Consider the following 12,690-nt stretch of genomic DNA (forward strand, 5'->3'; position numbering starts at 1 on the left):
TAATCTTGTCTTTCGCGGCTGTAGCTCAGCTGGATAGAGTACTTGGCTACGAACCAAGGGGTCGTGGGTTCAATTCCTGCCAGCCGCACCAGAATATCGGGACCAGATCGCAAGATCTGGTCCCTTTTTCTATTGTGGGCTTCAAAAAGGTCGCGGCAAGAGGCCGGGCACCTGGTGTAGTGTTGCGTCCTTGTTGACGCATAAAAATGCGCCTTTGCCCGCCATGCGTCGTTGCCAATCCTCGCGATAGCCCGCTATCGCTCCGGTTGGCGCCTAGCCTGGCGAGCAAATGCATCATTTTTATATGCGCCCCCAAGAACGCAACACTACACTAGATGCCGAACTTCTTGAGTAGGGCTGGCAACAATTGCGCGAGAAAGATGGCGGTCACCACCCACATGATGATGCTTGTCTTGGCTTCCGCCAGCGCGGCCTTGTTTTCGGCCTTGGCTTCCGCCACCGCCGCCTTGTTTTCGGCCTTGGCTTCCACCACCGCCGCCTTGTTTTCGGCCTTGCTTTCCGCCACCGCCGTCATGGTTTTGGCCAGGCCTTCCGCTAGCGCCGTCATGATGTCGGCCTTAGTCTGGGCGAGGTCGGATTTTGTGGCGCAAGTGGTCTTCAGCACCGCAAGATCAATTTTGATCACGGCAACGTCGGCTTCCAACTTGGTCAGGCGAGCTTCCATACTTCCATCATAGGGTGGCCCGCCGCCGACGTCAAACGGCACACTTTCCTCTTTTTGGGACTCCCAAGGGTCTTCGGCGGCGCTACTCATGGCTACCCCTATTTCAATGTCTGCAATCAAGAAACCTGCGGAACGTCCTTGGGCATGAGGCTGATGCGCCGACGGCAGGCGAACATGCTGAACGCACCGATGCCGATCAAGCCGTAAGTGCCCGGCTCCGGCACCGTCGCCAGCGGATCGACGGCGGCAAAGCCGTCCAGGTAGACGTAGCCGAAGTGTCCCGTGGGATTGCAGTCGGCGGCCAGCAGCGAAAGGGTGAAGTCGTGCCCCTGCAAGGCGGAATCGATCGACAGTTTCTCTATCTGCCAGTCGGCGGTGTAAAAGATGTCGTTCAACTTGGAGAAACGCGTGTCGTCGCCCTTTTCATCCCTGCCGGCGTTGTAGATGCGGCTGATGAGCAGGGCATGGGTGGTGTCGTCGGTCAGGGTGATCATCATTTCGGCCGACTCGTCTTGCTCGTGGCCGCCGTTCCGCAAGACCGCCTTCCAAGCGAAGAAGATATTCTGATCGGTGTAGCCGCTGACCTTCTGGCTGATGGCCGACACGAAGCCGCCGGAGACGGTGTCCTGCGCGCGGTAGGAATAATTGCCTTGATAGACGGTGGAGCCCAACAGGCCGCCCAGGTTCGGATCGACGGTGCCGTTGGCGATGAGCTTGGATCGGCTTGGCGCGCTCGCGTTGTAGAGCGCGCCGTTGGGCAACACCATTGCCGGCGTCAGAGCGGCGTTCAGATCGTTGCCACGAAAACCCTCGCCGCTGACCCCGCCGCCGGCCGTGCCGTCCTCGAAGCCGCCGTTGGCGAACGGGCCGGCCCTGGCGAGCTTGCTGGCCGCGCCGAGCGCGCAGGCGATACACAAGACTATTCCCTTACTCATCGTTCTTCTCCGGTGACTTTTACTTGTGGAAAGCGGTTCGGGGGGGGGGGATCCCCCCAGCGACCCAGAGCAAGCGGCATGCCCGAAAACCTAAGTCACTGAACCGTCAAGGAAAAATCTCGGCGCGGCCGAGTTCGCTCGGCGCCCTGTAAAGAAAACCGCGAGGGGAAACGCCGGCTGGTTTTCCGTTCGGATACTCCCGCCGGCGCCGGCGCCGTGGGCGGGGCGCCGGTGCGGCACTTTCCTATTGGCATTTCCAGCGAAATGGACCATGATTTGACGGTTCATCGACGAGGGAGTGTGCATGACCATCATCACCTGCATTGAGGATCTGCGCCGGCTGGCGCAAAGGCGCGTGCCGCGCATGTTCTACGACTACGCCGATTCCGGCTCCTGGACCGAGTCGACCTACCGCGCCAACCACAGCGATTTCCAGGCCATCAAGCTGCGCCAGCGCGTCGCCGTCAACCTGGAGAACCGCACGCTGGCCGGCAGCATGGTCGGCCAGCCGGTGGCCATGCCGGTGGCGCTGGCGCCGACCGGCCTGACCGGCATGCAACACGCCGACGGCGAGATCCTGGCCGCCCGCGCGGCGGAAAAATTCGGCGTCCCCTTCACCCTGTCGACCATGAGCATCTGCTCGATCGAGGACATCGCCGCCCACACCACGGCGCCGTTCTGGTTCCAGTTGTACGTGATGAAGGACCGCGACTACATCAACCGCCTGATCGACCGCGCCAAGGCGGCGCGCTGCGGCGCGCTGGTGCTGACGCTGGACCTGCAGGTGCTGGGCCAGCGGCACAAGGACCTGCGCAACGGCCTGTCGGCGCCGCCGCGCCTGACCATTCCCAATCTGCTCAACATGGCCAGCAAGCCGCGCTGGTGCCTGGGCATGCTGGGCACGCGCCGCCGCGGCTTCGGCAATATCGTTGGCCACACCTCGTCGGTAACGGACATGTCCTCGCTGTCGGCGTGGACCAGCCAGCAGTTCGACCTGAGCCTGTCGTGGAAGGATGTGGAGTGGATCAAGCAGCGCTGGGGCGGCAAGCTGATTCTGAAAGGAATTATGGACGCCGAGGACGCGCGCCTGGCGGTGGAGAGCGGCGCCGACGCCCTGGTCGTCTCCAACCACGGCGGCCGCCAGCTCGACGGCGCGCAGTCGTCGATCGGCGCGTTGCCGGCCATCGTCGAGGCCGTCGGCAAGCACATCGAGGTGCACATGGACGGCGGCATCCGCTCCGGCCAGGACGTCATCAAGGCACTGGCGCTGGGCGCCAAGGGCGTCTACATCGGCCGCCCCTTCCTTTACGGTCTGGGCGCGATGGGCGAGCAGGGCGTCACTAAATGCTTGGACATCATCCGCAACGAGCTCGATTTGACGATGGCCTTCTGCGGCCTGCGCGACATCGCCGATGTCGACCAGAAGATACTGCTGCCCGGCACGTATTGACCGGGCCGGGCGCCGGCGCGTGGCCGGCCGGCGCCGCAGGGGCTTACGGTATCATCCAAGGGAACAAATACGCCTGCGCCAGGGTGATCAGGCCGACCAGCACGGCCAGCATCAGGCTGTGCTTGACGGTGAAGCGGAACAGGTCCGATTCGCGTCCCACCAGGCCGACGGCAGCGCAGGCCACCGCGATCGACTGCGGCGAGATCATCTTGGCGGTCACGCCGCCGGTGGTGTTGGCCGCCACCAGCAGGGTGTCGGAGACGCCGATCTGGTGCGCCGTGGTGGCCTGCAGGTTGCAGAACAGGGCGTTCGACGAGGTGTCCGAACCGGTCAGGAACACGCCCAGCCAACCGAGCAACGGCGAGAAGAAGGGGAAGGCCGCGCCGGTGCCGGCCAGCAGCAACGCCAGGGTCGAGGACAGGCCCGAGTAGTTGGCGACGAAGGCGAAGGCCAGCACCATGCCGATCGAGAAGATCGGCTTGGCCAGCTCGCGCACCGTTTCGGCGAAGGTGGCCACGGCGTCGCGCGGCTTCATGCGCAGCATCAGCAGCGTGGTGATGGCGGCGAGCAGGATCGCGGTGCCGGTGGCGGCCAGCCAGTTGAAGGAGTAGACCGCCGTGTAGGGCGTGGCGACCTTGACGATCGGCACCATCTTGATGACCAGCTTGTCGAGCATCGGCACCGGCACGTTGATGACGGTCCAGGCCAGCTCGCCGGTCTTGGCGAACAGCGCCTTGAAGGGCTTGAGCGACCAGAGGGTGACGAACACGGTGAGGACCAGGAACGGCGACCAGGCCTTGAGCACCGCGCCGAGTGGTTGGTTGGCGATCTTGACGGTTACTTCCTGGCCGGGGAAACGGAAGATGCGTTTCGGTTTCCAGAACTTGAGGAAGACCGCCAGCGAGATCAGGCTGACCAGGGCCGAGGTGATGTCGGGCAGTTCGGGGCCGATGTAGTTGGCGGTGAAGAACTGGGTGACGGCGAAGCTCAGGCCGGTGACCAGGATCGCCGGCCAGGTTTCGCGCACGCCGCGCCAGCCGTCCATGATCAGGATGACCCAGACCGGAATCAGCATCGACAACAGCGGCAGCTGGCGGCCGGCCATCTGGCCGATCTTGAACGGGTCGATGCCGGTGACCTGGCCGGCCACGGTGATGGGGATGCCCATCGCGCCGAAGGCCACCGGCGCGGTGTTGGTGATCAGGCACAGGCCTGCCGCGTAGAGCGGATTGAAGCCCAGCCCGACCAGCAGGGCGGCGGTGATCGCCACCGGCGCGCCGAAGCCGGCGGCACCCTCGAGGAAGGCGCCGAAGGCGAAGCCGACCAGCAGCATTTGCAGGCGTTGGTCCTCGGTCAGTGAGACCACCGAGGCGCGGATGATCTCGAACTGGCCGGTCTTGACGGTGATTTTATAGAGGAACACGGCGGTGACGATGATCCAGGCGATCGGCCACAGGCCGTAGAGGAAGCCGTAGCCGGCCGAGGCCAGCGCCATCTGCACCGGCATGCCGTAGAAGAACACCGCCACCAGCAAGGCCAGCAGGACGGTGATGGTGCCGGCCACGTGGCCCTTCATACGCAGCAGCGTCAGGGCGACGAAGAAGAAGATGATCGGTATGGCCGCGACTAGCGATGAAAGCCATAGGTTGCCTACTGGATCGTAAATTTGTTGCCAAGCCTGCATGGTGGGTCTCCTCCGGGGTAAATAATCTTGTTGTGGTGTGGCTTTTTTCGCAAAACACTAAGGGGTCAGCACCGCTCCCCGCCGTCGCCGCGGCTGCATTCCTCCAGCAGGTAGGCGACCGAGCGGTAGTTGCGGCCGGTCTCGGCGGTGAGGCCGATCTCGCAGGTGCGGTTGGTCGACACGCCCTGGCAGCAACTGGTGGGCAGGGCGGCGTGCACCTTGCGCAGGGCGTGGGCGTTGAGCTCGGGCACGACGAAGCCACGGTCGCCGCCGAAGCCGCAGCACAGCACGCCGTCGGGTTCGATCATCTGCTCGGTGCAGGCCGCGACCAGACGGCGCAGCTTGCCGTCGGCCTGGGCGCCGCGCACGCTGCAATTGATGTGCAGGGCGATCGGCTCGGCGCTGCGGGTGATGCGCAGGCGCGGCAGCAGCGCGTCGTGGGCGAACTCGTGGAAGTCCAGCAGGCGCAGGCGGCCGGCCAGTTGCGCGTGCATGCGCGCCGAGCAGGAGCTGGCGTCCATGATGACCGGGTAGTAGCCGCCGTTGCCGTCGTCGGCCGCCTTGAGCAGCGCGGCGCAGACGGCGTCGGACATGCGGTTGGCGTCCTCGTCCATGCCTTTGCTGGACAGCATCTGGCCGCAGCACAGCGTGTCGACCCGCTCGGGCAGGCGCACCGCGTAGCCGGCGCGCGCCAGCAGCGTCATGATGACCTCGGCCAGGCCGGGCTCGCCGCCCTGGTTGGCGCCGAAGATGCGCCCGCCGCAGGCCGGGAAATACACCACCGGATCGCCGCCGCCGGCCGCCTGGCGTAGTGGCTGCTGCGACTGCGGCTGTGGCAGCTGCGGTAGTGGTGGCAACGGTGGCGTGGTGCCGGCGCGCGGCATGCCGCGCTTCCAGGCGCCGCCGGACAGGCGCGACAGCACCGTCTCGCCGAGCACGCCGGCGGCCACATGGCCCACCTTGAGCGCGGCGCGCGACAGGCCGGCCACGGCGGCCGGATGGTCGGCGCTCCAGCTGCCCAGCTGGCGCGCCACCGGGCCTTGGGCGCGGCCGCGCAGCAGGCGGATCAGGCCGCCCGTGTCGATGCCGACCGGGCAGGCCGTGGCGCACAGGCTGCAGCCGGCGCAGGTGTCGATGCCCTGGTAGTCGAAGGCGTCGCGCATGCCCTCGTCGTCCAGGCCGGCCAGGGCGCGGGCCGACATCTCGCGCCAGCTGGCGATGCGCTGGCGCGGCGACAGGGTCAGCTGGTGCGACGGGCACATCGGCTCGCAAAAGCCGCACTCGATGCAGCGGTCGATGCCCGGTTCGGCGGCCGGCATTGGTTTCAGGTGGCGCAGGTGGGCCTGCGGATCGTCGTTCAGGATGACGCCGGGGTTGAGCAGATTGAGCGGATCGAAGGCGCGCTTGATGCGGCGCATCAGCTCGGTGGCGTCCTTGCCCCATTCCTTCTCGACGAAGGGGGCCATGTTGCGCCCGGTGCCGTGTTCGGCCTTGAGCGAGCCGTCGTACTTGTCCACCACCAGCAGGCAGACCTCGTCCATCAGGCGGGCGTAGCGCTGCACCTGCTCGTCGCTGGCGAAGTCCTGGGTGAAGACGAAGTGCAGATTGCCCTCCAGTGCGTGGCCGAAAATGATCGCCTCGTTGTAGCCGTGGCGCAGCAACATGGCCTGCAGGTCGAGCGTGGCGGCGGCCAGCGACTCGATCGGGAAGGCGACGTCCTCGATGATGACGGTGGTGCCGGCGGCGCGCACCGCGCCCACCGATGGGAAGGTGCCCTTACGCACCTTCCAATACATGGCGCAGGTGTCGGCGTCGGTGGAGAAGGCGGCCGGCTCCAGCGTGGCGATCTCGGCCATGGCGCCCAGCGCCAGCGCGATGCGCTGCTGCAGGCCGGCGGCCGTGTCGGCGCGCACCTCGATCAGCAGGGCGGCGGCGTCCGGCCCCAGGGTGCGCATCACGGCCGGCAGGCCGGGCGTCTCCTGCACCGAGCGCAGGGCGGCGCGGTCGAGCAGCTCGACCGCCGCCACCGGCTGCGGCTTGAGGCGGATCACCGCCTGGCAGGCCGCGTCGATGTCGGCGAAAAACACCAGCGCGCTGGCCTTGTGCGGGTCTTCCACCACCGTGTTGTAGGTGATTTGCGAGATGAAGCCGAGCGTGCCCTCGGAGCCGATCATCAGGTGGGCCAGGATGTCGACCGGGTCGCGGTAGTCGAGCAGGGCGTTGAGGCTGTAGCCGGTGGTGTTCTTGATCTTGTATTTGTGGGCGATGCGCGCGGCCAGCGCCGGGTCGGCGCGGGTGGCGTCGGCCAGGGCCGCCAATTCGGCGAGCAAGGCCGAGTGGCTGAGCCGGAAGCTGGCGACGCTGGCGGCGTCCTCGGTGTCGAGCAGGGTGCCGTCGGCCAGCACGACGCGCATGCCGGCCAGCGTCTGGTAGCTGTTCTGCGCCGTGCCGCAGCACATGCCTGAGGCGTTGTTGGCGGCGATGCCGCCGATCTTGCAGGTGTTGATCGAGGCCGGGTCCGGGCCGATCTTGCGGCCGAACGGCGCCAGCCGCGCGTTCACCGCCGCGCCCACCATGCCCGGGCCGCAGCGCACGGTGGCGCCGTGCGGCGCCACGTCGCAATTGGCGAAACCGTCGCCGATCAGGGCCAGCACGCTGTCGGTGACGGCCTGGCCGGACAGGCTGGTGCCGGCGGCGCGGAAGGTGACGGGCTGGCGGTGCTCGCGCGCCAGTTCCAACAAGGCCTGCACCTGCTGTTCGGACTCGACCACGGCGACCACGGCCGGTGTCATGCGGTAGAAGCTGGCGTCGGTGCCGTAGGCCAGGCGGCGCAGCGGGTCGGTGACGACCTGCTTGGCCGGCAGGATGCTGGCGATGGCGGCGATCAGGGCTTTCATGCTTGCCCCGCTTGGCGCGCTTCGCCTCGACCCCGGCGCAGCGGGGCGGGCGTGGCGTTGCCGATGATCTGGGCGTGGCGTGGCTTGGGCGGATAGCGCCGATTGGCTTGCATCGTTTGTCTCCTTCTGGCTGTCTTTTTTTTGGTAAAGTGGTCTTACCACTTTCTGCGGTGAACTATAGAGGCATGGAAATGGCTTGTCAATGCCTTATCTTTGGGCAGTGCGTTTGTACAACAGGTTAGGGCGAGGCGTTTTGGACGACTCGGGTTGACAGATCGGAAGGTGCTAAATATGATGGAAAGTGGTCTTACCTCTGAAAACGCCGATGCCCCAACGCCCCGCAGTTCCCCGCCTGTCCGACATCGTCGCCAACGACCTAGAAAAACGCATCCTCGAAGGTTCGCTCAAGCCGGGCGACCGGCTCGGCTCCGAGCGCGACCTGGCGCTCGAACTGGGGGTGTCGCGCCCGTCCCTGCGCGCGGCCATACAGAAGCTGGTGGACAAGGGCCTGTTGACCACGCGCCACGGCGGCGGCACCCATGTGACCGACCGGCTGGAGGCGCATTTCGTCGACCCCTGGCAACAGATGCTCAGCGGCCATCCGGCGCTGCAGCGCGACCTGCTCGAATTCCGCCAGATGTTGGAAAGCCAGGCGGCCTCGCTGGCGGCCGAGCGGGCCACCGAGGCCGACCTCGCCCGCCTCGACGCCGCCTATGCCGAGTTGGAGACGATGTATGCCGACGGCGACCTCGACTCCTGCATCGGTATCGACGCGGCCTTCCACCAGGTGATCGCCGAGGCGGCGCACAACGCGCTGATCGGTCACCTCAGCGCCAGTTTGATGAAGGTGCTGCACAGCGATGTGGCGCGCAACCTGGAGCACCTACACGCGCAGCCGCCGCGCTGGGACTGCCTGCAGGCGCAGCACCGGGCGATCTGGCTGGCGATCCGCGAGCGCAAGCCGGAGGCGGCGGCGCAGGCGGCGCGCCAGCACATCGAGTTCGTGCGCCAGAGCATGGCCGAGAACGCGCAGGAGGACGAGCGGCGTGGCAGCGCGCTGCGCCGCCTGGGCGAGACTGGCGCCTAAGAGCCGGGCGCCTGACATGGGCGGCCGCGTTGGGCAACGCCGCCGCCGAACCGCCGCTCGCGCGGCAAACAGCTGGCGTTACTTCGGCCAGCGAGCGGAGTAGTTCTGCTTGATGAATTCCGCCACGTCTTCCAGGGCGCCATAGCCTTTGGCCTTGTCGGAATCAAACGTGGTGTACATAAAGCCATTCACCCCCGTCACACCATTTTTCTCCGCCTCGCTCAGGCTCTGCATCCAGGCGCGGACGTTGGTCAAGTCCGCCACATCGTAGTATCCGGCGATCATCTGCTTGTTGCCGTGTCCGGCGAAGAATTTCAGCGAATCGACGGATTTTCCATCCTTGGGATTGCTCCAGTTGACGACGGTGGTGTCGGTATTGAGCCCCTTCCATGAATTCCGCAGATCGCCATTCACCGCCCAATAGACGGGAACGGCGTTCACGTAAGGATCGAACATGTCGTTCCAAACATACAGCTCCGGTTTGTTGACGCCCGCCGCCAAGGTGTCCTGGTGTTTCTTGAACATATTTGCCAGATACTCGCCGGCGCTGCCGGGAGGGCAGACCGGGTCCCAGTTCAGCAAGCGATTCTCGTCGTAGTACAGGAAGAATTTTTTTGGCGAGTCGAGCAGTCCATACACCTTGTCAAAGTACTCCTTTTGAATGTCGAAGAAGCTTTGATGGCAGGCGCTCGCCGGAGTGCTCCAGGCCGATGTCATATTCCGGCCGGATTGATACGCGGAGACCCGCAACACGTCGCCCTCGCGGATGCTGCTTTCTTGCGGCAAGGTGAGGGAGCCGACTTCGACAACATAATCCTTCGATTCGACATACGTGATGCTGCGATCCTCGGACTGCACAATGACGGGCAGGGATTTGTCCGTCCGGCGGACGGTATGCGCTAAACCGATTTCATTGATTTCAACGTCGTCCAGCCAGGCTTTGCCCAGTTTGTACTTTCCGTTCGACCACGAGCCCAGGTAAAACTTGAGTCGGTCAAAGTTGCCGGTGTTGAAGTCGATATCGTATTTCGTCCATTCTTGCGTCGCGGCGAACCCGTTTGGCTCCTTATTCCATTGCCCTTTGCTATCGGTGCCCCAACCAAGGCCGGCCGACGCATTGCTGTATATTGGCTGACTGGTATCGGCGCCGTGGATCTGGATTCTCAGCGGGGCATCGTAGTTTTCCGTTTTCACCCAAAATGACATCCGGTAGGCGCTGTGTTTTCTCAGACCGACCAGTTCCCTGTGTATCCTGGCCAAATTCGTCGTGCTGGCCTGGGTGAACTTGATGGACCGATTTCCCGTGTGGGCGACGGAGGTGTCAAAACTGACGCCGCCGCTGGCGGTGTCGAACAACTTCCAAGCGCCGTCGTTGTTTTCGAAACTACTGTCGGTGACAATCGATTGACCAAGCGGGACTGCTTTTCCGTCGTGAACGAGAAATGGTGTTTCCTGCACGGGCAATGCCTCAACGAGTTGGGGGGCCGCCACGGCGGGGACCTCGGGGCCGCCACCGACGGGAATGAGCTCAATGCCGGTCGACTTCGCAAAATCGACGATCGCTTTAAAATTGCCGTAGTAGGTCGAGACGGCAGAGCCGGTGCGTTGAATCATCACCCCGTACGAGCCGTAGCCCGACGAGTTCAACGCGATACCGTTGTACCCTGCGGCTTTGGCCCGGACGATAATCTCTTTCAGTTTCTGAAAGTCGGCATCCAGCGCCACGTTACCACCGAAGTAGACCCAGCGCTTTTCAAAACAGTTGACGCAGGATGGAGTCGAACTGTTTTCCGCAAAAGCGCTGTGCGATGTGAGGCTGCTCAAGAGTGTGATGACTGCCAGACTGAGTTTGGAACGGCGCATGTTGAACTTTCATTTCATTGTTGGAAATGATATCAAACTAAAATTGTTTCCTCTTTACTAATCGATGCGTGTCTCAGGCCACCACGTTGTTCGGCCGTCCCGCCGCCCACGCCTCGATGTTGTCGACCAGCTGGTCGGCCAGCGCCTGCATGGCCTGGCCGCTGGCCCAGGCGTTGTGCGGCGTCAGGATGAAGTTGGGCAGGCGCAGATTGAGCAGCGGATTGTCGGCCGGCGGCGGCTCCTGCGTCAGCACGTCGAAGCCGGCGCCGGCTATCACACCGCCCTCCAGCGCCACGGCCAGCGCCGCCTCGTCGACCAAGCCGCCGCGCGCGGTGTTGATCAGCAGCGCGCCGCGCTTCATGCGCGCCAGCTCGGGCGCGGCGATCATGTTGCGCGTCTTGTCGTTGAGCGGCAGGTGCAGGCTGATCACGTCGGACGTCTCCAACAGTTCGTCCCAACCCACCTGGCGCACCTCGGCGTCGTCGATCGGCGAGCGGGTGTGCACGATCACGTTCATGCCGAAGGCGCGCGCCAACCGCGCCGTCGCCTGGCCCAGCGCGCCGTAGCCGACCAGGCCCAGCGTGCTGCCGGCCAGGTCGGCGATGGGATGCTCGAACAAACAGAAGCGGCTCGAACGCTGCCACAGGCCCGCCTCGACGTCGGCGCGGTAGGCCAGCAGGTTGCGCCGCAGCGCCAGGATCAGCGCGAAGGTGTGCTCGGGCAGCGTGTGCACGGCGTAGTTGCGGATATTGCAGACGGCGATGCCGCGCGCCCGGCAGGCCGCCAGGTCGATCACGTCGGTGCCGGTGGCGGCGACGGCGATCAGCTTCAGCTTCGGCAGCTGGGCCAGCGCGGCCTCGCGCAGCGGCACCTTGTTGGTGATGGCGATGCTGGCACCGCGCAGGCGCGCGACCACGCCGGCCGGGTCGGTGGCGTCGAGCGCGGCGTCGCTGCTCGCGCTAGTGCTTGCGCTCGGATACTCGCTCCAGCGGTGGGCGAAGGCCGGCGCGCGCAGCGTGGCGACCAGGCTGGCGCGGTCGAGGAAGACGATGTGGTGGGCAAGCGCGGCGTTCATATGGCGACCTCGAAGGTGGTGGGGCGCGCCGATGCCTTGGGCAGGCGCATGCCGGGGTGGTTGGAAAACAGTTCGGCGACCCATTCGACGAACACCCGCACCTTGGCCGACAGGTGGCGGTTCTGCGGATACACCACGTGCACCGGCAGCGGTTCGGAGGTCCAGTCGGGCAGCAGCAGCTCAAGCCGGCCGTCGGCCAGCATCGGCTCGAGCAGGAAGTTGGTCATCTGCAGAATGCCCAGGCCGGCCAGGCCGGCGGCCAGGTAGGCGTTGGAGTCGTTCAGGGCGATGCGGCCGGGCAGGGGGATGCGGTACTGCTCGCCGTCGCGGGCGAAGTCCCAGTCGAAGATCTTGCCGGTGCGCGCAGAGAAGTAGTTGATGCACTGGTGGCGTTCCAAATCGCTCGGATGGGTCGGCCGGCCGAAGCGCGCCAAATAGGCCGGCGCGGCGCAGGTGACGAAGTGGATGATGCCGACCCGCCGCGCGATCAGGCTGGAGTCGATCAGCGCGCCGCCGCGCACGGCGCAGTCGACGCCTTCCTCGATCAGGTCGACGGTGCGGTCGCTGCAACCGAGTTCCAGCGTGATGTCCGGGTAGCGGGCGAAAAAGTCGGGCAGGGCGGGGATCAAAATGTCGCCGGCCAGGCCGGTGGGCGCGTCGACGCGCAGCCGGCCGCTCGGGCTCAGGCGGGTGCGCGACAGCGACTCCTCGGCCTCGCGCACGTCCGACAGGATGCGCAGGCAGCGCTCGTAATAGGCGGCGCCGTCGGAGGTGACGCTGACCATGCGCGTGGTCCGGTGCAGCAGCTTGACCGCCAGCGCCGCCTCCAGCGCCTGGATCAGGGTCGACACGGTGGCCTTGGGCAGCTGCATGTTTTCGGCCGCGCGGGTGAAGCCGCCGGAGTCGACCACCTGCACAAACACTTCCATCGCTTGTAGTTTATTCATCTTTCATCCTCATTGTTCGGATTCCTGAACAATCAATTCGATTTTACACTCTTTATCTGATTGTAGA

Annotated in this window: 9 protein-coding genes and 1 tRNA gene; 3 read left to right on the plus strand and 7 right to left on the minus strand. The window is 65.1% G+C overall.

Annotation, left to right across the window (positions count from 1 at the left end; genetic code table 11):
* Positions 1-14: 14 nt before the first annotated feature.
* Positions 15-91, plus strand: a tRNA-Arg gene (locus tag BM252_RS21755).
* A gap of 240 nt (positions 92-331) precedes the next feature.
* Here the strand turns inward: BM252_RS21755 and BM252_RS31165 are convergent.
* Both BM252_RS31165 and BM252_RS21765 read right to left on the minus strand, forming a co-directional pair.
* On the minus strand, positions 332-775 hold the full coding sequence (locus tag BM252_RS31165; RefSeq protein WP_174900622.1) for a hypothetical protein: 444 nt from the start codon (positions 773-775) through the stop codon (positions 332-334).
* Positions 776-801: 26 nt separating this feature from the next.
* Entirely contained in the window at positions 802-1,602 is an 801-nt protein-coding gene (locus BM252_RS21765; RefSeq protein ID WP_174900623.1) for a PEP-CTERM sorting domain-containing protein, read from the minus strand.
* A gap of 322 nt (positions 1,603-1,924) precedes the next feature.
* Here BM252_RS21765 and BM252_RS21770 point away from each other — a divergent pair, with 322 nt between their 5' ends.
* The gene (locus BM252_RS21770; RefSeq protein WP_093389773.1) at positions 1,925-3,070 is read left to right on the plus strand and encodes an alpha-hydroxy acid oxidase; all 1,146 of its coding nucleotides are present in this window, start codon (positions 1,925-1,927) and stop codon (positions 3,068-3,070) included.
* A gap of 43 nt (positions 3,071-3,113) precedes the next feature.
* On the opposite strand, the gene lldP is transcribed toward BM252_RS21770, so the two are convergent.
* Together lldP and BM252_RS21780 are read right to left on the minus strand one after the other, a co-directional pair.
* Entirely contained in the window at positions 3,114-4,754 is a 1,641-nt protein-coding gene (gene lldP, locus BM252_RS21775; protein WP_093389774.1) for an L-lactate permease, read from the minus strand.
* Positions 4,755-4,819: 65 nt separating this feature from the next.
* The gene (locus BM252_RS21780) at positions 4,820-7,651 is read right to left on the minus strand and encodes an FAD-binding and (Fe-S)-binding domain-containing protein (RefSeq protein WP_093389775.1); all 2,832 of its coding nucleotides are present in this window, start codon (positions 7,649-7,651) and stop codon (positions 4,820-4,822) included.
* 325 nt (positions 7,652-7,976) lie between these two features.
* On the opposite strand from BM252_RS21780, the gene BM252_RS32030 reads away from it, so the two are divergent.
* Positions 7,977-8,738 carry a FadR/GntR family transcriptional regulator gene (locus BM252_RS32030; protein ID WP_093389776.1) on the plus strand — a complete coding sequence of 254 codons (762 nt, stop codon included), beginning with the start codon at positions 7,977-7,979 and terminating at the stop codon, positions 8,736-8,738.
* A gap of 78 nt (positions 8,739-8,816) precedes the next feature.
* Here the strand turns inward: BM252_RS32030 and BM252_RS21790 are convergent, their stop codons facing one another.
* The 3 genes from BM252_RS21790 to BM252_RS21800 form a co-directional block, all read right to left on the minus strand.
* On the minus strand, positions 8,817-10,601 hold the full coding sequence (locus BM252_RS21790) for a carbohydrate binding domain-containing protein (protein ID WP_093389777.1): 1,785 nt from the start codon (positions 10,599-10,601) through the stop codon (positions 8,817-8,819).
* A 73-nt stretch (positions 10,602-10,674) separates the two neighbouring features.
* Positions 10,675-11,676, minus strand: coding sequence for a D-2-hydroxyacid dehydrogenase (locus BM252_RS21795; RefSeq protein ID WP_093389778.1), 1,002 nt, complete (start codon positions 11,674-11,676; stop codon positions 10,675-10,677).
* Positions 11,673-12,623: a LysR family transcriptional regulator gene (locus BM252_RS21800; protein WP_093389779.1), complete on the minus strand. Its 951-nt coding sequence runs from the start codon at positions 12,621-12,623 to the stop codon at positions 11,673-11,675. The genes BM252_RS21795 and BM252_RS21800 overlap by 4 nt, the downstream gene beginning before the upstream one ends.
* Positions 12,624-12,690 lie beyond the last annotated feature (67 nt).

Source organism: Rugamonas rubra, assembly GCF_900114705.1.
Classification (GTDB): Bacteria; Pseudomonadota; Gammaproteobacteria; order Burkholderiales; family Burkholderiaceae_D; genus Rugamonas; species Rugamonas rubra.